Source organism: Rahnella sp. EDr1-12 (assembly GCF_049206505.1).
Taxonomy (GTDB): Bacteria; Pseudomonadota; Gammaproteobacteria; order Enterobacterales; family Enterobacteriaceae; genus Rahnella; species Rahnella rivi.
On sequence record NZ_JBLZNY010000006.1, the window covers coordinates 21,306 to 43,083 of the forward strand.

Below are 21,778 nucleotides of genomic sequence, written 5' to 3' on the forward strand. Positions count from 1 at the left end.
TTAGACGTAATAAGCGAAGGGGTAATAAAGCGGAGCGGATCAACGCAGAGATAAAAACCTCATCAATATGACACCGGAATGGCAAAATAATGATCAGTTCATCCCTTGAGATGGCCTCATTAAAAACAGGGGAACGGCTTGTTTTTGGCAGAAATAAAAAAGCCGGCGTTTCAGCCGGCTTAAATAATACTTTATTACAGTTTTATTTGCTCGCTTTGTGTTTATTCCACACGAAGTACGCGGCTGGTGTTAGTGGTGCCGATGGTGCTCATGACGTCGCCCTGAGTGATGATCACCAGATCACCGGAGAGCAGGTAGCCTTTATCACGCAGCAGATTCACGGCGTCCTGAGCGGCCGCCACGCCGTCGTTTTGGCTGTCGAAGAACACCGGTGTCACACCACGGTAAATCGCGGTCAGGTTCAGCGTATGTTCGTGACGGGACATGGCAAAGATCGGCAGGCCGGAACTGATACGCGACAGCATCAGCGCGGTGCGCCCCGATTCCGTCATCGAGATAATCGCCGTCACGCCTTTCAGGTGGTTGGCCGCATACATGGCGGACATGGCGATGGCTTCTTCGGTGTTATCGAATTCCACGTCCAGACGGTGCTTGGAAACGTTGATGCTTGGGATTTTTTCCGCACCCAGACACACGCGCGCCATCGCGGCGACGGTTTCAGACGGGTACTGACCGGCGGCGGTTTCCGCTGACAGCATCACGGCGTCGGTGCCGTCGAGCACGGCGTTCGCCACGTCCATGACTTCCGCACGGGTTGGCATCGGGTTGGTAATCATCGATTCCATCATCTGCGTGGCGGTGATCACCGCACGGTTCAGCTGACGGGCGCGGCGGATCAGTTTCTTCTGAATACCGACCAGTTCCGGGTCACCGATTTCCACACCCAAATCACCACGCGCGACCATCACGACGTCAGACGCCAGAATGATGTCATCCATCGCCGCGTCGCTGGCAACGGCTTCGGCGCGTTCCACTTTCGAAACGATTTGTGCATTACAACCTGCGGCGCGCGCCAGACGGCGGGCATAGTTGAGGTCTTCACCGGTACGCGGGAAGGAAACGGCCAGGAAATCGACGTCCATTTTCGCGGCAGTAATGATGTCTGCTTTATCTTTCTCGGTCAGGGCTTCGGCGGAAAGACCCCCGCCCAGTTTGTTGATGCCTTTGTTGTTGGACAGCGGGCCGCCAACGGTCACTTCGGTGAAGACTTTCATGCCCTGAACTTCGAGCACTTTCAGCTGTACGCGGCCATCATCGAGCAGCAGGATATCGCCGGGCACGACGTCAGCAGGCAGACCTTTATAGTCGATGCCGACTTTCTCTTTGTCGCCTTCGCCTTTGCTCATGTTGGCATCAAGCAGGAATTTGTCACCGATGTTGAGGAAGACTTTGCCTTCCTTAAAGGTGGATACGCGGATTTTAGGGCCTTGCAGGTCACCGAGGATCGCCACGTGGCGGCCAAGGCGGGCGGCAATCTCACGCACTTTGTTGGCGCGCAGGATGTGATCTTCAGCTGTTCCATGCGAGAAGTTCATACGCACGACGTTTGCGCCGGCGGCAATGATTTTCTCAAGGTTGTTATCGCGGTCGGTAGCGGGACCGAGTGTGGTAACGATCTTCGTTCTTCTGAGCCTTCTGGACATACTTACTCCGTTCGTTAACTGATGCCTGATAATGTGTAAAAACAGCGAGTCCACATTGGATTAAGGTGTAATTGTCATACAAAAGAGTGTCACCTGTATGACTCGCTGACCTCCTGTCTGGCCGTCGCCAACGCACTTTGCGCGTAGATTTTCTGCCAGACTCCCTATTAAATCTGCAACTTGTTACTGATATGTTTATTTACTCAGGCTGCACCGGGATTAAGATCCCTTTATCAAAGCGCGATTCCTTCAATGCTTCTTTGACGCGCTTCAGGTTATCTCTGAATTTTGTACCGCGGCGCAGTGTAAAACCGGTCGCCAGCACGTCAATCAGCGTGAGCTGGGCAATACGTGACACCATCGGCATGTAAACGTCGGTGTCTTCCGGGACGTCAAGCAGCAGGGCCAGCGTAGCCTCATGGGCCAGCGGGGTGTTAAAAGACGTAATGGCGATCACGGTGGCGTCATTTTCACGCGCCAGTTGTGCCAGCTCGACCAGATTTTTCGTGCGGCCGGTGTGCGAAATCAACACAACCACGTCGCCTTCGCTGGAGTTCATACAGCTCATGCGCTGCATGACGATATCGTCGAAGTAGACCACGGGAATGTTGAAGCGGAAGAATTTGTTCATGGCATCATGCGCCACCGCGGCGGATGCGCCCAGCCCAAAGAAGGAAATCTTTTTGGCCTGAGTCAGTAAATCAACGGCGCGGTTGATGGCGGCGATGTCGAGGGTGTTTTTCACCTGATCGAGGCTGGCCATGGCGGATTCGAAAATTTTGCTGGTATAGGCGCTGACGCTGTCCCCTTCGTCAACGTTACGGTTAACGTAAGGTGTGCCGTTCGCCAGACTTTGTGCCAGATGCAATTTAAAATCTGGAAACCCTTTTGTGTCGAGGCGACGGCAAAAACGGTTTACAGTAGGTTCACTGACATCGGCCATGCGGGCCAGAGTGGCGATACTTGAGTGGATAGCAATGTTCGGTGATGCCAGGATAACTTCGGCCACTTTACGTTCTGACTTGCTCAGAATGTCAAGATGAGTCTGGATTTTTTCCAACGTATTCATAAGCATGCCACTCATAGGTTTCGACGATTTCTTTGAAAAGAGGAAATCCTGTCTGTTTGATGAAAATATACTACGCGCATTAACGTGTTGGCAGCGTCAGTCAGGCGAAATAACGGCTTTTTTTGTCAGAGTTTGACCGAGATCTAACTTTCAGTATGGTAAATTCCGTCCGGTTTTGTCATAAAATTACAGGATACAGCCGGATTTCATGGCATCCCGAAGTGTGATGATAAAAATAGGGTTTTTACGCGGAGCCAGCGGGCAGTCAGATCAAGGTTTACGGCTTACGGGCAATCAGAGTACATTGTTGCTGAAATAAAATTACAATATGTACCCGGATATTCAGGTTGCAGCTTAAGCATTGGCAGCCCGATATATAAAAGGTATTCCTGCATTAAGGAGAAGAACATGGCGGTAACCCAGACAGCCCAGGCGTGTGACCTGGTTATTTTCGGTGCAAAAGGCGATCTTGCGCGCCGTAAACTGTTGCCTTCCCTGTATCAGTTAGAGAAAGCAGGTCACATTCACCCTGATACCCGCATCATCGGTGTCGGACGTGCGGAATGGGACAAAGCGGCCTATACCGAAGTGGTCAAAGAAGCGCTGACCACCTTCATGAAAGAAAAAATTGATCCGGAACTGTGGGAAAAACTCAGTGCCCGTCTTGATTTCTGTAACCTTGATGTCAACGATCTGAAGCATTTTAAAGTGCTGGGCAAAATGCTTGACCAGCAGAACCGCGCCACCATCAACTACTTCGCGATTGCGCCAAGTCACTTCGGCGCTATCTGCCGGGGTCTGGGTGAAGCCGGGCTGAACAAAGAGCCTGCGCGCGTCGTGATGGAAAAACCATTGGGGCACTCTCTGGAGTCTTCTCAGGTTATCAACGATCAGGTAGCGGAATATTTCGCTGAATCTCAGGTTTACCGTATCGACCATTATCTGGGCAAAGAAACGGTACTGAACCTGCTGGCGCTGCGTTTCGCCAACAACCTCTTCGCCAGCAACTGGGACAACCGCACCATCGATCATGTGCAGATTACCGTGGCTGAAGAAGTCGGTATCGAAGGCCGCTGGGGTTACTTCGATGACGCGGGTCAGATGCGCGACATGATCCAGAACCACTTGCTGCAAATTCTGACCATGATCGCCATGTCTCCACCGGCCGATCTGAGCACCGACCGCATCCGTGATGAAAAAGTGAAAGTGCTGCGTTCCCTGCGCCGCATCGATCAGTCCAACGTGCGTGAAAACACCGTGCGCGGGCAGTACACCGCCGGTTTTGTTCAGGGCAAAAAAGTCCCTGGCTATCTGGAAGAAGAAGGCGCGAAAAAAACCAGCAGCACCGAAACCTTCGTGTCTATCCGTGTGGATATCGATAACTGGCAGTGGGCGGGCGTGCCGTTCTATCTGCGTACCGGTAAACGTCTGCCGAGCAAATGTTCAGAAGTGGTGGTGTATTTCAAAAACCCTGCTCTGAACCTGTTCCGTGATTCTTACCAGCAGTTGCCGCAGAACAAGCTGACCATTCGTCTGCAACCGGATGAAGGTATCGAGATCGAAGTCCTGAACAAAGTACCGGGTCTGGAGCACAAACACCGTCTGCAAACCACCAAGCTGGATCTGAGCTTCACCGAAACCTTCAACGAACAGCATATTGCTGATGCTTATGAGCGTCTGCTGCTGGAAACCATGCGCGGGATCCAGGCGTTGTTCGTGCGTCGTGATGAAGTGGAAGAAGCCTGGAAATGGGTCGACTCCATCATGAATGCCTGGGCTGCGGAAAGTGAAGCACCAAAACCGTACCAGTCAGGGACATGGGGTCCGGTGGCGTCCGTTGCGATGATCACCCGAGATGGTCGTTCATGGAATGAGTTCGAGTAAACGCTCTTCACCAGAAAAACGCTGCTTATGCAGCGTTTTTTTATGACACATCAAGTCTTTTAGCAGTTAGGAATAGTAGTATTGTCCAATCGGGTGTGGTCGGTTTCCGCTGATTTTTTCATTCAGAAAAAGTTGCCGGACCCTGTGGCAGGGGCGCGCCATCAATCACAACGATGCCTGCGGGCATGAACGGAGAACAAGATGAAAAACTGGAAAACAAGCGCGGAACAGATTCTGACCTCAGGGCCGGTTGTTCCTGTGATTGTTATCAATAAGCTGGAACACGCGGTACCGCTGGCCAAAGCACTGGTTGCTGGCGGCGTGCGTGTGCTGGAAGTCACCTTGCGTACTGCCTGTGCGATGGATGCTATCCGTGCGATTGCGAAAGAAGTGCCGGAAGCGATCATTGGTGCGGGGACCGTGCTTAACCCTCAGCAACTGGCCGAAGTGACCGAAGCCGGTGCGCAGTTTGCCATCAGCCCTGGCCTGACCGATGCGCTGCTGAAAGCTGCAAACGCCGGGTCGATTCCGCTGATCCCAGGTATCTGCACCGTGTCTGAACTGATGATGGGTCTGGATGCCGGTCTGCGTGAGTTCAAATTCTTCCCTGCGGAAGCTAACGGCGGCGTGAAAGCGTTGCAGGCAATCGCCGGGCCGTTCCCGCAGGTACGTTTCTGCCCGACCGGTGGGATCACACCGAAGAACTACCGCGACTATCTGGCGCTGAAAAGCGTGCTGTGCATTGGCGGTTCGTGGCTGGTGCCTGCTGACGCGCTGGAAAGCGGGGATTACGCACGCATTACTGAATTAGCGAAAGAAGCCGTGTCGGGCGCTGCCAGCTGATTTACCGCTCAGAAATAAAAAAACCTCCAGTTCGGAGGTTTTTTTTCGTCTGGCGATCGGCGCTTAGCGGGCGGCGATGATCTTGATTTCAATCTTGTATTTCGGGTTCATCAGGTTCGCCTGAACCGTACAGCGTACCGGCGCATTGCCCGGCGATACCCACGCATCCCAGGCTTCGTTCATGGCCGGGAAATCTTCTTTGTGAACCAGAAACAGCGTGGCATCGAGGATTTTGCTTTTGTCTGAACCGGCTTCCGTCAGCACGGCGTCAATGATCGCCAGCGTTTCAGCGGTCTGATCTTTGGCATTCGCCTCCAGATTTTCCGGCACTGCGGTGTAATAAATCGTGTCGTTGTGGATTACCACATCGGACATGCGTGGCTCAGGCCGGATCCGTTCGATGGTCATACGTTGTGTGCTCCTGTTAGTCACTTTTCATTGATGGCGTTAAGGGTATCACAAAGGTTGAATGCGTTGGATTGGCAGATGGCGGTGGTAGTCAGGGCAAGGGATTGGCATAATCACTGCTGATCCGTACAGGTAGAGAGACAGCGTGACAGACGATTTTGCAACAGACGGCGCTTTGGCGCAGAAAATTGAAGGTTTTAAACCTCGTGAACCTCAGCGTCTGATGGCGCAGGCTGTCAGCAAAGCCATCAGCGAAAAGCAGGGGCTGGTGGTGGAAGCCGGAACCGGTACCGGCAAAACTTACGCCTATCTTGCTCCGGCGCTGCGCTCGGGCAAAAAAGTCATTATCTCCACCGGTTCCAAAAACTTGCAGGATCAGCTCTATTCCCGCGATCTGCCACGGGTTGCCAGCGCGCTGAAGTTCAAAGGCCGTCTGGCGCTGCTGAAAGGCCGCTCAAACTATTTGTGTCTGGAACGTCTCGAACAGCAATCGCTGGCGGGTGGCGATCTTGCCAGCCAGGCACTCAGCGAACTGGCGCATCTGCGTCACTGGTCAAGCAGCACGGAAGAGGGTGATATCAGCACCTGTAACGTGGTGCCGGAAGACAGTTTTGTCTGGCCGCTGGTGACCAGCACCAACGACAATTGCCTCGGCAGCGACTGCCCGTTATACAAAGAGTGTTTCGTGGTTAAAGCCCGCCGTAAAGCGATGGATGCTGATGTGGTCGTGGTTAACCATCATCTGTTTATGGCGGATATGGTGGTGAAAGAGAGCGGATTTGGCGAACTTATTCCTCAGGCCGATGTGATGATTTTCGATGAAGCACATCAGATCCCTGATATCGCCAGTCAGTATTTCGGCCAACAACTGACCAGCCGCCAGTTGCTGGATATGGCGAAAGACATCAACATCGCTTACCGCACCGAAGTCCGTGATTCCGTCCAGTTACAAAAAAGCGCCGACCGCCTCAGCCAGAGCACGATGGATTTCCGTCTGGCGCTCGGCGAGCCGGGTTTTCGCGGCAACCTGCGCGACGTGCTCAGCCAGACGGCGATCCAGCGCGCGCTGTTACTGCTCGATGACGCGCTTGAACTCTGTTACGACGTGGTCAAACTCTCCCTGGGGCGCTCCGCCTTGCTGGATGCCGCCTTCGAACGCGCCACGCTTTACCGCAATCGCCTCAAACGTCTGAAAGACGTCTCCATTCCCGGCTACAGCTACTGGTACGAATGCAACTCACGTAACTTCGTGCTGGCGCTTACGCCACTGTCGGTGACTGACAAATTCAGCGACATGATGAAAGAAAAACCGGGGGCGTGGATTTTCACCTCGGCGACGCTGTCGGTGAACGATCAGCTGCATCACTTTACTGACCGCCTGGGGCTTGATGACGCCGAAACCTTGCTGCTGCCAAGCCCCTTTGATTACGCCACACAGGCCATGCTGTGCGTTCCGCGTTTTCTGCCGGAAACCAATGTGCGCGGCATTTCAAAACAGCTGGCGCGCATGTTGCGCCCGCTGATTGAAGCCAACAAAGGCCGCTGTTTCTTTCTGTGTACTTCAAACCAGATGATGCGCGAACTGGCGGAAGAGTTCCGTGCAACGCTGACCCTGCCGGTTTTATTGCAGGGCGAAACCAGCAAAGGCCAGCTGCTGGCGCAGTTTGTGGAAGCGGGCAATGCATTGCTGGTTGCCACCAGCAGTTTCTGGGAAGGCGTGGATGTGCGCGGCGATGCGCTGTCATGCGTGATCATCGACAAATTACCCTTCACCTCGCCGGACGATCCCTTGCTCAAAGCGCGAATTGAGGATTGCCGGCTGCGCGGCGGCGACCCGTTCAATGAAGTACAATTACCGGATGCGGTGATCACCCTTAAGCAGGGCGTAGGGCGTTTAATCCGTGATACCGACGATCGCGGCGTGATGGTGATTTGCGATAACCGGCTGGTGATGCGGCCCTATGGCGAAGTTTTCCTCAACAGTCTTCCCCCGGCACCGCGTACCCGTGATCTGGCGCAAGCGATCCGCTTTCTGCAAAACGCTGAAGAGCAGAAATAGCCCGCCGTTTATGCTAGGATCCTGCCCGCAAAAAAGGGTTTAACTCATTCAATTCCCCGCCTGAGGTTTGGCATGTCCACACGAATTTTAGCAATTGATACGGCGACAGAAGCCTGTTCGGTTGCGCTATACAATCAGGGCGAAACGCTCGCCCAATTTGAACTTTGCGCCCGTGAACATACGCAGCGCATTCTGCCGATGGTGCAGCAGATCCTCGCCGAAGCAGGGCTGACCCTCAATCAGCTGGACGCGCTGGCCTTTGGCCGCGGGCCGGGCAGTTTTACCGGCGTGCGTATCGGCATTGGCGTCGCGCAGGGGTTGTCCTTTGGCGCAGAACTGCCGTTACTGCCGGTATCGACCTTACAAACCATGGCGCAGGGTGCCTGCCGCCAGACCGGTGCACAACGGGTGCTGGCCGCCATTGATGCCCGCATGGGCGAAGTGTACTGGGGGGAGTTTACCCGCAATGCTCAGGGTATCTGGGAAGGCGAAAGCAGCGAAAAAGTGATCAAGCCGGAACAACTTCTGGCCCGCGCCGGGGAACTCTCCGGGCGTTTTGCTACCGTCGGTACCGGCTGGGAAACCTATCCGCATTTGCTTGGTGAATCTCCGGCTACAGAATTATTTGATGGCAAAATGTTACTGCCGCAGGCGGAAGATATGTTGCCGCTGGCGCTCCAGCTCTGGGAAAAAGGCGTTCGCGTCAAACCGGAAGACGCTGAACCGACTTATCTGCGTAATGAAGTGACGTGGAAAAAGCTGCCGGGCCGGTAAGTACAGGCAACTTGCATCTGAAAGAGTGGTCATAGTTGAGAGTATGCACAGGAGTCATCGCAATGCGTAAGTGGTCCAAAGTTCAGCAGTTCTCAGCGGGAAAAAGTAAAAAATGGGCGTTGAGTGCCGTCGCACTGAGCGTTCTGGTGTTGTCAGGATGTGTCACGGTGCCGGAAGACATTCGCGGCACCACCGCAACGCCACAGATGAATTTACAGGCGGTGCAGGGCGCACCGAGCCTGTACGTCGGTCAGGAGTCGCGTTTTGGCGGCAAAGTGGTCGCTGTGACCAATTTGCAAAACAAAACTCGTCTCGAAATTGCCACTGTTCCGCTGGATGACGGCGCGCGACCGATCTTAGGCGCGGCCTCACGCGGGCGTATTCTGGCGTACATCAACGGATTCGTTGATCCTGTGGATTATCGCAATCAGCTGGTGACCGTTGTCGGGCCTATCACCGGCGTTGAAAAGGGCAAGATTGGCGAATCGTCCTATGATTTTGTGACCGTGAACGTCAACAGCTATAAACGCTGGCGGATCCAGCAACAGGTGGTCATGCCTCCGCAACCTATCGGTCCGTGGGGCTGGGGCTACGGTGGCCCTTATGATTCCTGGGGGCGCGGGTTTGGGCCGGGCTTCGGGCCGGGATGGTATGACACGACACCTGCACGGGTCGAGAGTGTCGTTACTGAATAAAACACTGCGGCGCAGGCCTCCGCCGCAGACATAACACTCAGACAAGATCGTTGTTAAGGCGGCTTAATTGCCGCCTTTTTCTTTTTTAGCCACGGACGGCGTGGAAATAGTGATATGCCTCTCAACCTCGACATTGTTTGAAACGCAACTGGTAAGCTGAGTTAAAATATTGTTAAAGACGTGATAAAACACGTCGCATTGAGATGGCAACAGATTCAGGAGTAATACCTTGGAAAAGGTCTGGCTAAAACGTTATCCGGCAGATGTTCCTGAGAACATCGACCCCGATCGCTACAGCTCGCTGGTCGAGATGTTTGAGAACGCCACGTTGCGTTATGCCGACAGTCCGGCATTCATCAACATGGGCGAGGTGATGACTTTTCGAAAACTCGAAGAGCGCAGCCGGGCCTTCGCTGCCTACCTGCAAAATGAGCTGGGTTTGCAAAAGGGTGACCGCGTGGCGCTGATGATGCCGAATCTGCTGCAATACCCGATTGCCCTGTTTGGGGTGTTGCGCGCGGGCATGGTGGTGGTTAACGTCAATCCGCTTTATACCCCGCGCGAGCTGGAACATCAGCTCAATGACAGCGGCGCAAGTGCGATTGTCATTGTCTCCAACTTTGCTCATACGCTGGAAAAAGTGGTCTACAAAACGCAGGTCAAGCATGTGATCCTCACCCGTATGGGCGATCAGCTTTCTGCGGCCAAAGGCACGCTGGTGAACTTCGTCGTTAAATATATCAAACGCCTGGTGCCGAAATACCATCTGCCGAACGCGATCTCTTTCCGTACAGCATTGCAACGCGGACGCCGTCTGCAATACATCAAACCCGATGTGATTAATGACGATCTGGCGTTTCTGCAATACACCGGCGGTACCACGGGCGTGGCCAAAGGCGCGATGCTGACACACCGTAATATGCAGGCAAATCTGGAGCAGGCGAAAGCGGCCTATGCGCCTCTGTTGCGTCCCGGCCAGGAGCTGGTGGTGACGGCGCTGCCGCTTTACCACATCTTCGCATTGACCGTAAACTGCCTGCTTTTCCTCGAAATGGGCGGGCGCAGCTTGCTGATCACCAACCCGCGCGATGTGCCGGGAATGGTGAAAGAGCTGGCGAAATATCCGTTTACCGCCATCAGTGGCGTGAATACGTTATTTAATGCGATGCTGAATAACGAAGATTTCCGCGAGCTGGATTTCTCGACGCTGCGCCTTTCTGTGGGCGGCGGAATGTCTGTGCAGAAATCTGTGGCGGATAAATGGGAAAAACTCACCGGCAAGCATCTGCTGGAAGGCTACGGTCTGACCGAATGTTCGCCACTGGTGGCGGGAAATCCGTACGATCTGAAGCACTACAGCGGCAGCATCGGTATACCGGTGCCCTCCACGGAAATACGTCTGGTCGATGACAACGGTCAGGACGTCGCACCCGGAGAGCCGGGTGAGTTGCTGGTTCGTGGCCCGCAGGTGATGCTCGGTTACTGGCAACGGCCTTCCGCCACCGATGAGGTGCTAAAAGATGGCTGGTTATCGACGGGCGATATCGTTACAGTGGACGAGCAGGGTTTTATCAGGATTGTCGATCGTAAAAAAGACATGATTCTGGTTTCAGGTTTCAATGTCTACCCTAACGAAATTGAAGAGGTGGTTTCACAACACGACAAGGTTCTGGAGGTCGCTGCTATTGGCGTACCCAATGACGCGTCCGGTGAAATCGTCAAAATTTGCGTGGTGAAGAAAGACCCGTCACTGACCAGCGAAGAACTCCTGGCGCATTGCCGCCGGTTATTAACCGGTTACAAAGTACCGAAGATAGTTGAGTTTCGCGATGAATTACCGAAGTCTAATGTCGGAAAAATTCTCCGACGCGAGCTTCGTGATGAACAGACTAAACCGAAAGCCGACCCCAAACAGGACGCCGCATAACGGTTAGCATGCCACTCAGTGATGGTCAGACTCCAAACGCCGGCGATGTCCGGCGTTGTCACGTTATAACGCAGTTATGATTAAGAGAAATAAGATTTGAATTATCAGTTAATTACCACCAATGACGCGCTGGAGCAGGTTTGCCTCCAGGCGAAAGCGCACAGTAAAATTGCGCTGGATACCGAATTTGTCCGCACCCGCACCTATTATCCGCAACTGGGTCTGATCCAGTTATTCGACGGCGAGAAGCTGACGCTGATCGACCCATTACCGATCACGGCCTGGCAGCCTTTTATTGATCTGCTGACCAATCCTGATGTCGTGAAATTCCTGCACGCCGGCAGCGAAGATCTGGAAGTGTTTCTCAACGCCTTTGGCGTGATGCCGACACCTCTGATTGATACGCAGATCCTGGCGGCCTTCAGCGGGCGTCCGCTTTCCTGCGGTTTTGCACGTCTGGTGGCGGAAACGACTGGCGTTGAGCTGGATAAAAGTGAATCCCGCACCGACTGGATCGCACGTCCGCTGAGCGAAAAACAGTGCGTCTACGCTGCCGCTGACGTGTGGTATTTATTACCGCTTGCTGACCAGTTGATGAAAGAAACCGAAGAAGCCGGGTGGATGGATGCCGCGCTGGATGAATGTCTGGCGCTGTGCCGCCGACGTAAAGAGGTGCTGCAACCGGAACTGGCATATCTGGAGATCACCAATGCTTTCCAGCTGCGCCCGCGTCAGTTGGGTTGTCTGAAACTGCTGGCGGCATGGCGTCTTAACCAGGCCCGTCAGCGTGACCTGGCGGTTAACTTCGTGGTACGTGAAGAGAATCTGTGGCAGGTCGCGCGCTATCAGCCCGGTTCACTGGGTGAGCTTGAGTCCCTTGGATTGAGCGGCCCGGAAATCCGCTATCACGGGCGTACGCTGCTGGCGCTGGTGGAAGAGTCGAATGCGCTGGATGAGTCTGAATTGCCTGCGCCGATCCAGAACCTGATTGATCAGTCGGGCTATCGCAAAGTCTTCAAAGACATTAAAGCGCTTATCCAGACCGTCAGCGAAGAGAGCGGACTGAGTGTTGAACTTCTGGCGTCGCGTCGTCAGATAAATCAATTACTGAGCAGCCACTGGCAGTTAAAAACCAAAGAATCCCAGCCTGAATTAATCAGCGGCTGGCGCGGTAAACTGTTAGGTGAAAGGCTGGCGGAAATACTGAAAGATTACTGAGTCATCATTCCCGTAAGGGTAATTAAATTCAGTTGATGAATAAAAAGGGCGGAATTAATTTCGTCCTTTTTTTATTTGTGCATTTTATTTCCGCAAACGCCGGAATAATGGACAGGAAAGTGCATCTTAGAATAGGGGCATTAAGCCACAGTAAAGGGAATATCAGCCAGGCTAAATGGGATGAGTCTTAATAGAAGATCGTCAGAAAAACAGAAATAAAGCAGGGTAAAACGGAAAGCGTGTTTATTTAAACAGTGGGTGGTTATACAGTGTTTAACAAATAACGTCATGTTCAGGTAACCCCCTGAGCGAGCAGGGGGACATTAACCTGGTAAATACACCGTCATAACCTGCAACTCAACTGCTGTCATTTAGGCGTTTCTTCCGATTCAGGCAAGGTGACGTTCAGCTCAAGCACTGAAATATCATCCCCTTTTTGCTCAAACTGAACCTGCAACATCTCCGGATCGATCTTAATGTATTTACAGATCACCGCCAAAATATCACGTTTCAGATCAGGCAAATAGGAGGGTTCGCTGTCCCCCCTGCGTCGCTCTGCTACGATGATCTGTAGCCGTTCCTTGGCTATATTGGCTGTCGGCTTTTTACGGGACAGAAAGAAATCTAACAAGGCCATGGTTTATCCCCCAAAAAGGCGTTTCAGGAAACTCTTCTTCTCTTCCTCAATAAAACGGAACGCACGTTCTTCACCAAGCAAACGGCTGACGGTGTCATCGTACGCTTTGCCTGCATCGGATTCCTGATCCAGAATCACCGGCTCGCCCTGGTTGGACGCGCGCAGCACTGACTGGTCTTCAGGGATCACACCCAACAGTGGAATACGCAGAATTTCCAGCACGTCTTCCATGCTCAGCATATCGCCACGGCTTACGCGGCCCGGGTTATAACGAGTGAGAAGCAGATGTTCTTTGATAGGCTCTAAGCCTTTCTCCGCACGACGGGATTTAGACGATAAAATGCCCAAAATGCGGTCTGAGTCACGAACGGAAGAGACTTCAGGGTTGGTGGTGATGATCGCTTCATCGGCAAAATACAGCGCCATCAGCGCGCCGGTTTCGATGCCCGCAGGGGAGTCGCACACCACGAAGTCAAATTGCATTTCGTTTAAATCATTGAGGATTTTTTCGACGCCTTCGTGCGTCAGCGCGTCTTTATCACGCGTTTGAGAAGCCGGAAGAATGAACAGGTTATCGGTGCGCTTATCTTTAATCAGCGCCTGATTCAGCGTGGCATCGCCCTGGATAACGTTAACGAAGTCATACACCACGCGGCGTTCACAGCCCATGATCAGATCCAGGTTACGCAAACCAATATCGAAATCGATAACAACAGTCTTCTTGCCTTTTTGAGCTAAACCGGTAGCGATGGCCGCGCTTGAAGTGGTCTTGCCAACGCCCCCTTTACCCGATGTAACAACTATGATGCGTGCCATGAATGGATTCCTTGTCAAAAGGGCTTAGTTTAAAGGTTGTATGGTTAACACGTTATTTATCAGGCTGAGGCGCGCGGCCTGACCGAGATAGTCGGCCGGGATTTGATCACTCAACCAGTACTGCCCTGCGATAGAAACCAGCTCAGCGCCCAGCAGTGTGCAAAAAATCTGACAATTTGCATCCCCTGCGGCACCTGCCAGTGCTCTTCCTCGCATCATGCCGTAGATGTGGATATTGCCATCGGCAATCAGTTCCGCACCTGCGCTGACGCTGCTCGTCACAATGAGGTCGCTGTTACGGGCATAAATCTGTTGGCCGGATCTGACCGGCGTACTGACAATGCGGGTTTTAGCCGGGGCATTATCGGGTACGACAGGGACGGGCGGCTCGGCGGCGATACGCTGTGCACGGCCTTCACTCAGCAGCGGTAAACCGGTGCGGGAAAGTGCGCGTTTTTGCTTTTCGTCTTTGCAACCACTGATGCCAACAACGCGAAAGCCTGCAGAAGCGACAGCCTGTTGAATGTCTTTCCAGTTTGCGTCACCACTGAGTGATGCAACGTTGATAACAACAGGGGCATTTTTCAAAAAGGCCGGAGCTTGCTCCACTTTTTCCTGTAATGCCTGGTAAATAACCTCAGGTTGTGAACTATGTAAATGAACAACCGATAAGGTAAAACTGCTGCCTTTTAGTTCTATTGGCGATTGTGACATCTATCCTGACTCAGTCTCAGCAACTCTAAATCCCCGGAATACCACTCGGGGGGCGATATTCCGATGTACATTAAGCATGGTATAGTTACAGTTATATCTCCGCAAGCCGCCGTTTCAATTAAATAGAGTTAAAAAAATGTTTTGTGTGATCTATAGAAGTACTAAACGCGACCAGACTTATCTGTATGTCGAAAAAAAAGACGATTTCTCTCGCGTGCCTGAAGAATTACTTAAAGGTTTTGGCGTGCCACAGTTCTCAATGATGCTCAATCTGGCGAACCGCGAAAAATTGGCCACGGCGGATATTGCCAAAGTCCGTCAGGCACTCGAAGAACAAGGTTATTATTTGCAAGTGCCACCGCCGGTTGAAAGTTTATTGAACATGCACCTCAGCGACAGCAATAAATAATCCTTTCCTGACATTAGTTTCGGCATTTCCCGAACTTTCGGACCTCATAACTTGCATTCATCGTTGTAGTATCTAAAGCTTACAGCGATGAATCATTTTTAGAATGTCAAAAGGAAGAGTTTGATGAAATTGTCGGCACTGGCAGTATTAACGCCCCTGATTATCCTTAGCGGTTGCGCAGCGCAGAAAGCCACCTCCGGGCAACCCGCCACACAGCCAGCGGCTGCCGCTCAGGCACCCGCATCAACGCCGCCAGCCGCCCCTGCCAAAACCTCACTGGCAGAACAGGGAAGGGATCCGGCAGAATTTCCGGCTTACGTCGAACAACTGAAAGCCCAGGCGCTGGCGCAAGGTATCAGCCAGCAGACCCTCGACAGCACCTTCGCCAATATCCATTTCGTGGATCGCGTCATCAATTCCGACCGTAATCAGCTGGAAAAGAAAATTACCCTCGACGATTACCTGACCCGCGTTCTGCCTGAGTGGAAAATCAAAGCCGCACAGGAGCAGTATCAGAACAACCTGCCAGCACTAAAACAGGCAAGCGCGCGCTACGGCGTGCAGCCTCAGTACATTGTGGCGCTGTGGGGAATGGAAAGCAGCTTCGGGAAGATCCAGGGTAAAGAGGACGTGTTCTCTGCGCTGGCAACGCTGGCCTTTGAGGGGCGCCGCGAAGCCTTCTTCACCAAAGAGTTTATGTCAGCGCTTAAAATCGTCGACTCCGGTCACGCCACCAGCGACATGATGAAAGGCTCCTGGGCAGGCGCGATGGGGCAGTCGCAGTTCATGCCAAGTTCTTATCTGAACTACGGCGCTGACGGCAATGGCGACGGCAAAATCGATATCTGGAAAAATACCGACGATGTCTTTGCTTCTACCGCGAACTACTTATCAAAAGAAGGCTGGAAGAATAATCAGGGATGGGGTCAGGAAGTCAAACTTCCGGCTAACTTTGATGCCAGCCTGGCGGGTCTGAAAAACAACCAGATGCATCCGGCCAGCTACTGGCAGCAGCAGGGCATTACGCAGGCAGACGGCAGCCCGCTGGCTTCCACCGCCACACGTGCATGGGTGATTACGCCGGATGATGTGCAGGGCCGCGCGTTCCTGGTTTACGATAATTTCCGCACTATCATGCACTGGAACCGCTCAACCTATTTTGCACTGAGCATCGGCATGATGGCTGACGGCATTATGGGCGCGCAGACACAGGCACCGGTAGCCTCCGGCGAGCTGGCACCGGCGCCTTCAGCGCCTTCAGCGCCGTCCGCACCACTGGCACCTGCGCCGCATAATCCGTTCAGCGGCTAAGGCTTTTTAACAAGGAGTCACGTTATGTACCAACACAGAGACTGGCAGGGCGCATTACTGGATTTTCCGGTAAACAAGGTGGTGTGTGTCGGCAATAACTACGCCGATCATATTAAAGAGATGGGCAGTCAGGTGTCTGCGGAGCCGGTGGTGTTTATCAAACCGGAAACGGCGCTGTGCGATATCCGCCAGCCCATCGCGCTGCCCACGGGTCTGGGTTCGGTACATCACGAAATCGAACTGGCGGTGCTTATCGGCACGCCATTGAAACAGGCGACGCCAGACAGGGTCGCCAATGCCATTGCCGGATACGGCCTGGCGCTTGATCTGACGCTGCGCGATTTGCAGAGCCAGTTCAAAGCCGCCGGTCAGCCGTGGGAAAAGGCCAAAGGTTTCGATGGTTCCTGCCCGATGAGCGGTTTTATTCCGGTGAGTGAGTTTGGTGATGCGCAACAGGCGGAGCTGCGCCTGCTGATTAACGGCGAACTGCGTCAGGAGGGGAACACGCGCGATATGCTGACGCCTGTCCTGCCGCTGATCGCGTACATGAGCCGTTTCTTCACCCTGCGCGCCGGTGACATTATTTTGACCGGTACGCCGCATGGCGTTGGGCCGTTAAAAGCGGGGGATGAAATCTGCGCTACACTGAACGGTAAGGACGTCACCACCCGCGTGATCTGAGATAATTTTCCTCTGCGCCGGAGTGCGTTTCCGGCGGCTTTGCTTGCATCTGCGGCGCAAAGCGTCTATATAAGCACCCTCATTTTACTTCTACCGGATGCACACTATGACTGAACCCGCTTTTTGGCAGCAAAAGACGCTGCCTGAAATGACTAACGAAGAATGGGAAGCATTGTGCGACGGTTGCGGGCAATGCTGTTTACACAAGCTGATAGATGAAGACACGGAGGAGATCTATTTCACCAACGTCGCCTGTAATCAGCTGAACATCAAATCCTGTCAGTGCCGCAACTACGAGCGTCGTTTTACGCTTGAAGAAGACTGCATCAAACTGACCCGCGAAAACCTGACCACCTTCGACTGGCTGCCGCCGACCTGCGCCTACCGTCTGATTGGCGAAGGTAAACCGCTGTTTCCGTGGCACCCGCTGCTGAACAAAGCCTCTAAATCCGCGATGCACACCGCGCAGATCTCCGTGCGTTATATCGCTGTACGCGAAGATGACGTGGAAGACTGGCAGGATCACATCCTGAACAAGCCAAGCTGGGCGAAGTAACTGTCTGAAGTAACCATCTGAAGTGAACTGCAGATGGAAAGCGATGCGGCAGGCCGCCGCATCGCTGTGCCGTCACATGGCTGACGACGATCCCACAAAGATGATGGCAATCACGAACGACACCACCGCCAGAGCCGATAACAGGCAATTGCCGGGCGTCAGGAACTTGCTGTTATTCTTGCTTCTGTGATTTCGGAACAATATGACGATCATCACTATCCCAATCAGGACAAACACTGCGGCACCGGTGTAACTGGCAACTGGAGTCATGGTTGTTTCCTCATTCTCAGCTAAACCTTAATGATAGCCTATGTGAGTCAATTCATTAGGATTTGGCATATTTCCCCGATTATTGTGCCAGCCTGCGCGCCTCCCATTGTTCCGGGGTGAGGGTTTTTACATCGAACTGCTCCCGCGTTCTGCAATAGGTGTTGCCGCCCATGCGACCGACCGCATCCATCAGTTTCTGGTCGATGTGTAAATTCTCCGGGTTCACGGCATCGCTGCGCACATAAACCCCCACCACTTCGCCCAGAATAATTTCACGGGCGGCGCCCACCTGCAAAATGGTATGCCGCCGACACTCCAGCGCGGCCGGTGCGGCGAGAATACGCGGGCTGCGCACCCGTTCACCGGGCGTCGTCTCAAGCCCCGCCTCATCAAGTTCATTGACCTGCGGACCAAATTTGATGGCACAGATTTCCATCTGGCTGACCAGCGCATCGTCGACTATGTGCACGGTAAACTCACCGGTTTCACGAATATTGCGCGCCGTGTCTTTAAAGCGCATGTCGGCATAATTCTCCACGCCAATCGCCACAATTGCCGGATCGTGAGTGAGCACATTGAAAAAACTGAAGGGTCCCGCATTCGGAATGCCGTCTGTACTCAGGGTCGTCACCAGCGCGACAGGGCGGGGGATCACGGTGCCGATCAAAATTTTGTAGCGTTCCCTCTCAGTCAGCGTCGCAAAATCAAAATAGGTATGGGATGTCTTGCTGTTCATCTCAGGCTCCGGTTTTTATGCGATGTGTCTCAAGCGGGGTATGACGGCTAAGGTTCTCAAACCCGTCCGGGGTGACGACGTAGCAATCGCCGATATTGCATCCGGCGGACAGCGGTTCCAGCCATTGGGCGTGCAGCACAAACACCATGCCTTCTTCCAGGCGATCGTAGTTATGAGATGAAATATTAAAACTGTTTTGCGCGCCCGCCATGCCAACGGAATGGCCGAGATTAGGATTGTGCGGACCGTGCGTCGCCGGATAAACGTGCATCAGCGTCCGACCCTGCGCTTCCCAGTCGATATCGCGCACATACTGACGCGGAATAAGTCTTGCGGAGCCGTCTGACTCCGGCGACCAGTTGTAAGGCATGGTGCGCGCTTCCGGTGACGTCAGCATGCCGCGCTCTATCATCGGGCCAAACGCGGCATTATTAATATCCCGCATCAGTGCGCCGGGTTTTATCAGCTGCTCGGCACGCTTAACGCCTTGTGTGCAGGCGGCCAGCACTTCTTCCTGGCGCGAGGTGATCTCGCCGACGGCGATCATACGCGCCGTCTGGGCGGTATATCCCCGCCAGGTGACGTTCGAAATGTACAGATTAATCAGATCACCGGGACGGACGACGTGGCCGTAAGGTTTTCCGCAGTGCGTACCAAATTCATTAATACCAATCTGATACCCGTCGCCGGTTTCGCCGCCAAAAGCCATTTGTGCGGCGGTAAACGCGGCGAAGATTTCGTGATCGGTCACGCCGGGTCTGGCGACGTGATAAGCCGCCTGAGTGCCGATGCTGATCAACTGCGCCGCGGCGCGGAACATCTCAATTTCACGCGGTGACCTGACTTTTTGCAGCCGGTCGAGAATGCCGTTGTCGGCAACGAACTGACAGCCGGGTAACCGCGCGCTGAGTGCGGCCCAAAAGGTGAGGGAGGTCCGGTCGCCAATCCTGCCAATTTGTGCATTTTTCATGCCCTGCCGTGAAAGGATGTCTGCGCACTTTTCTGCCGTGTTTAACACCGCATCGCCAGGGCGATCGGCATACTCGCGGCCCACCGGACCAATCTGCCAGATATCTTCCACCAGCAGAGGCTCACCGCCCGGCGGCAGCAGTACCGACTGGGTGAAAAATGACAGCAGGGTCAGCGGTTTATCTGAATCCGTCGGGATAATCAGGACCCCTTCGCGCATCCAGTCGCAAATGTAACGCAGGTAGGCATTGGAGGCATGGAACCAGCCCACGCTGCCGGCATGAACGACGATCGCGTCGTGCCCGGCCTCTACGGCCTGACGTCTGATTTTGCGCAGGCGCTCCTCAAACTCCTCCAGCGGAAGAGGCAACGGGGCGGAGAAGTCGAAATCTGGCTCGAAACCGGCCAGCAACGACCCGATGCGATAGCCAGCGGCAGGTGTCGCACGAGTATTCATAGGGTGTTCCTTTCAAATAAGATCATGGAAATGGCGTGTTAAGGCTGTCGCGCAGGGGTCAGCACCCGCCGGGCAACGAGCAGGCCGAGCAATGTCACGGCGATCAATATTCCTGACATTGCCGCCACGCGGACGTCGAGTGATTCTTCGATAAGCGCAAACATGCGCAATGGCAGAACGGTGGTGCGCGCGTCAGCCAGGAAAAGTGACACTGTGACGTTATCCAGCGACTGGATAAACACCAAAAAGGCACCGGCCAGGATGCCCGGCGTCAGCAGCGGCAGCGTGACGCGTCGCAGCGTCATAAACCAGCTGGCGCCCAGGGTTGTCGAGGCTTCAGCAAGCGACGGATTCATGCCCTGCGCAACCACCGACACCGCGCGGTACATCAGCGGCCCGAACACCACCACGTGCCCGGTCACGGTCAGCCAGAGAGAAGGCGGGAAGCCGATAAAATTGGCGACGATCAGCGCTGCCAGCCCGTAAACCAGGCTTGGCAGAACCAGCGGTGCCAGCAGCAAAGGCTCGAGCGTATTGACGCTGCGGCGTTTCATGCGGGTCATACCGATGGTGGCTGGCACCGCAAACAGCAGTGCGCCAGCCACCGCCAGACCGGCAATTTTCAGCGAGTTCCAGGCTGCAATGTGCTCCGTTGCCGATTTCACCGGGTCGAGCAGCGCTTCATACCAGCGCAGGGAAAAGCCTTGCGGCGGATACTTCAGCGTCTGCCCCGAGGTGAACGACATCATCAGGGCGATTACGATCGGCGCCACCAGATAGATGACGCACAGCGTGCCAAAGCCGAAAACAAAAATCTTATACAGCAAAGACGGAAGCGGGTTCTCGCGATGTTTATGCATGGCCGACCAGTCTCCTGTGGCGTGAAATCATGGTCAGTGCGACCAGCAGACAGCCGGTGGTCAGCAGCAGCACCACGGCAATGGCGGAGGCCAGCGGCCAGTTGAACAGCGTCCCCACTTCGCGGTAAATCAGCTGCGGCACGTACACGTTACGCGCGCCGCCGATCACCGCCTGAGTCACGAACGAACTGCTGGTGCTGGCGAACACCAGGATCCAGCCGGCCAGCAGCCCCGGCAGCATCAGTGGCATCAGCAGGGTAAACAGAATGCGCCAGGAACCGGCGCCGGAAACCTGAGCGGCTTCCGTCAGCTGATAAGGCGTGCGCGAAAGCACGGCAATCAGCGGCAGGATGATCAGCGGTAAATCAATCTGGCACATCGCCATCACCAGCCCCAGCTCGGTGAACATCAGGCTGGTGGGCACGTCCGTAATGCCCAGTGAGAACAGCGTCTGGCTGATCGGCCCCTGACGCCCGAGGATGACTATCCAGGCAAAGGTGCGGACAACGTTGCTGGTCAGCATGGGAATGAGCGTCAGAAAGACGATCGCCTGGCGCACATTCTTGCCGCTGTGCCAGTAAAGCAGAGCCACGGGAACGCCGAGCAAGGTGGTGCCGATCACCGTTTCGATGCCAAGACGGGCCGTGTTAATCAGGACGCGAAAATTAAAGGCGTCCCCGAAAAACTGGCCGTAGTGGCTGAGGGTCATGCCACCGGCACCGGCGAAACTGTATCCGACCAGTACCGCCAGCGGCGTGGCGAAAAACACCACCGAAAGTACCAGCATCGGTATCACATAGGGAAAGCCGCTCTGCTTCATG

22 protein-coding genes are annotated in these 21,778 nt (G+C 54.1%); 11 read left to right on the forward strand and 11 right to left on the reverse strand.

What is annotated here, in order from left to right; all coding sequences use genetic code 11:
* Positions 1-221: 221 nt before the first annotated feature.
* Positions 222-1,664: a pyruvate kinase gene (pyk, locus tag ACO0U8_RS19775; RefSeq protein ID WP_056770023.1), complete on the reverse strand. Its 1,443-nt coding sequence runs from the start codon at positions 1,662-1,664 to the stop codon at positions 222-224.
* A gap of 199 nt (positions 1,665-1,863) precedes the next feature.
* Positions 1,864-2,733 carry a MurR/RpiR family transcriptional regulator gene (locus ACO0U8_RS19780; RefSeq protein WP_056771891.1) on the reverse strand — a complete coding sequence of 290 codons (870 nt, stop codon included), beginning with the start codon at positions 2,731-2,733 and terminating at the stop codon, positions 1,864-1,866.
* A 408-nt stretch (positions 2,734-3,141) separates the two neighbouring features.
* Between ACO0U8_RS19780 and zwf the strand changes: the two genes are divergently transcribed.
* Complete coding sequence (gene zwf / locus ACO0U8_RS19785; protein WP_056770028.1) at positions 3,142-4,617, forward strand: glucose-6-phosphate dehydrogenase; 1,476 nt, start codon at positions 3,142-3,144, stop codon at positions 4,615-4,617.
* Between the two features lie 201 nt (positions 4,618-4,818).
* Complete coding sequence (locus ACO0U8_RS19790) at positions 4,819-5,460, forward strand: bifunctional 4-hydroxy-2-oxoglutarate aldolase/2-dehydro-3-deoxy-phosphogluconate aldolase (RefSeq protein ID WP_056770031.1); 642 nt, start codon at positions 4,819-4,821, stop codon at positions 5,458-5,460.
* Positions 5,461-5,523: 63 nt separating this feature from the next.
* Here ACO0U8_RS19790 and ACO0U8_RS19795 read toward each other — a convergent pair whose 3' ends face one another.
* On the reverse strand, positions 5,524-5,868 hold the full coding sequence (locus ACO0U8_RS19795; RefSeq protein WP_122095115.1) for a RidA family protein: 345 nt from the start codon (positions 5,866-5,868) through the stop codon (positions 5,524-5,526).
* 145 nt (positions 5,869-6,013) lie between these two features.
* Here ACO0U8_RS19795 and ACO0U8_RS19800 point away from each other — a divergent pair, with 145 nt between their 5' ends.
* The 5 genes from ACO0U8_RS19800 to rnd all read left to right on the forward strand — a co-directional run bounded on the left by ACO0U8_RS19800 (position 6,014) and on the right by rnd (position 12,541).
* Positions 6,014-7,927, forward strand: a complete 1,914-nt coding sequence (locus tag ACO0U8_RS19800) for an ATP-dependent DNA helicase (RefSeq protein WP_056770039.1) — start codon at positions 6,014-6,016, stop codon at positions 7,925-7,927.
* Positions 7,928-7,999: 72 nt separating this feature from the next.
* The gene (gene tsaB, locus ACO0U8_RS19805; RefSeq protein WP_421671470.1) at positions 8,000-8,701 is read left to right on the forward strand and encodes a tRNA (adenosine(37)-N6)-threonylcarbamoyltransferase complex dimerization subunit type 1 TsaB; all 702 of its coding nucleotides are present in this window, start codon (positions 8,000-8,002) and stop codon (positions 8,699-8,701) included.
* A 62-nt stretch (positions 8,702-8,763) separates the two neighbouring features.
* Positions 8,764-9,396 (forward strand): Slp family lipoprotein, encoded by a 633-nt coding sequence (locus ACO0U8_RS19810; RefSeq protein WP_183847303.1) that lies wholly within the window; start codon positions 8,764-8,766, stop codon positions 9,394-9,396.
* Between the two features lie 229 nt (positions 9,397-9,625).
* On the forward strand, positions 9,626-11,323 hold the full coding sequence (fadD, locus tag ACO0U8_RS19815) for a long-chain-fatty-acid--CoA ligase FadD (protein ID WP_056770052.1): 1,698 nt from the start codon (positions 9,626-9,628) through the stop codon (positions 11,321-11,323).
* Between the two features lie 96 nt (positions 11,324-11,419).
* A complete protein-coding gene (gene rnd, locus ACO0U8_RS19820) occupies positions 11,420-12,541 on the forward strand; it encodes a ribonuclease D (protein ID WP_122095123.1) in 1,122 nt (373 codons plus the stop codon).
* Positions 12,542-12,908: 367 nt separating this feature from the next.
* Here the strand turns inward: rnd and minE are convergent, their stop codons facing one another.
* The 3 genes from minE to minC are packed head-to-tail and all read right to left on the reverse strand — an operon-like array spanning position 12,909 to position 14,708.
* Positions 12,909-13,178 (reverse strand): cell division topological specificity factor MinE, encoded by a 270-nt coding sequence (gene minE / locus ACO0U8_RS19825; RefSeq protein ID WP_056770062.1) that lies wholly within the window; start codon positions 13,176-13,178, stop codon positions 12,909-12,911.
* Between the two features lie 3 nt (positions 13,179-13,181).
* Entirely contained in the window at positions 13,182-13,994 is an 813-nt protein-coding gene (gene minD, locus ACO0U8_RS19830) for a septum site-determining protein MinD (protein WP_056770068.1), read from the reverse strand.
* Between the two features lie 24 nt (positions 13,995-14,018).
* On the reverse strand, positions 14,019-14,708 hold the full coding sequence (minC, locus tag ACO0U8_RS19835; protein ID WP_056770072.1) for a septum site-determining protein MinC: 690 nt from the start codon (positions 14,706-14,708) through the stop codon (positions 14,019-14,021).
* A 136-nt stretch (positions 14,709-14,844) separates the two neighbouring features.
* On the opposite strand from minC, the gene ACO0U8_RS19840 reads away from it, so the two are divergent.
* From ACO0U8_RS19840 to ACO0U8_RS19855, 4 genes are all read left to right on the forward strand, one after another.
* Positions 14,845-15,117, forward strand: a complete 273-nt coding sequence (locus tag ACO0U8_RS19840; protein ID WP_056770075.1) for a YcgL domain-containing protein — start codon at positions 14,845-14,847, stop codon at positions 15,115-15,117.
* Positions 15,118-15,240: 123 nt separating this feature from the next.
* Positions 15,241-16,428, forward strand: a complete 1,188-nt coding sequence (locus ACO0U8_RS19845) for a lytic murein transglycosylase (RefSeq protein ID WP_421671471.1) — start codon at positions 15,241-15,243, stop codon at positions 16,426-16,428.
* 24 nt (positions 16,429-16,452) lie between these two features.
* Positions 16,453-17,109 carry a fumarylacetoacetate hydrolase family protein gene (locus tag ACO0U8_RS19850; RefSeq protein ID WP_136376531.1) on the forward strand — a complete coding sequence of 219 codons (657 nt, stop codon included), beginning with the start codon at positions 16,453-16,455 and terminating at the stop codon, positions 17,107-17,109.
* A gap of 106 nt (positions 17,110-17,215) precedes the next feature.
* The gene (locus ACO0U8_RS19855; RefSeq protein ID WP_421671472.1) at positions 17,216-17,665 is read left to right on the forward strand and encodes a YcgN family cysteine cluster protein; all 450 of its coding nucleotides are present in this window, start codon (positions 17,216-17,218) and stop codon (positions 17,663-17,665) included.
* Positions 17,666-17,737: 72 nt separating this feature from the next.
* Here ACO0U8_RS19855 and ACO0U8_RS19860 read toward each other — a convergent pair whose 3' ends face one another.
* The 5 genes from ACO0U8_RS19860 to ACO0U8_RS19880 all read right to left on the reverse strand — a co-directional run bounded on the left by ACO0U8_RS19860 (position 17,738) and on the right by ACO0U8_RS19880 (position 21,777).
* Positions 17,738-17,935, reverse strand: a complete 198-nt coding sequence (locus ACO0U8_RS19860; RefSeq protein WP_136376529.1) for a hypothetical protein — start codon at positions 17,933-17,935, stop codon at positions 17,738-17,740.
* 79 nt (positions 17,936-18,014) lie between these two features.
* A complete protein-coding gene (locus tag ACO0U8_RS19865; protein ID WP_421671473.1) occupies positions 18,015-18,671 on the reverse strand; it encodes a flavin reductase family protein in 657 nt (218 codons plus the stop codon).
* A 1-nt stretch (position 18,672) separates the two neighbouring features.
* Positions 18,673-20,097, reverse strand: a complete 1,425-nt coding sequence (locus tag ACO0U8_RS19870) for a M24 family metallopeptidase (protein ID WP_421671474.1) — start codon at positions 20,095-20,097, stop codon at positions 18,673-18,675.
* Between the two features lie 38 nt (positions 20,098-20,135).
* Positions 20,136-20,957: an ABC transporter permease gene (locus ACO0U8_RS19875; RefSeq protein WP_056770104.1), complete on the reverse strand. Its 822-nt coding sequence runs from the start codon at positions 20,955-20,957 to the stop codon at positions 20,136-20,138.
* Positions 20,950-21,777 carry an ABC transporter permease gene (locus ACO0U8_RS19880; RefSeq protein ID WP_421671475.1) on the reverse strand — a complete coding sequence of 276 codons (828 nt, stop codon included), beginning with the start codon at positions 21,775-21,777 and terminating at the stop codon, positions 20,950-20,952. The genes ACO0U8_RS19875 and ACO0U8_RS19880 overlap by 8 nt, the downstream gene beginning before the upstream one ends.
* Position 21,778 lies beyond the last annotated feature (1 nt).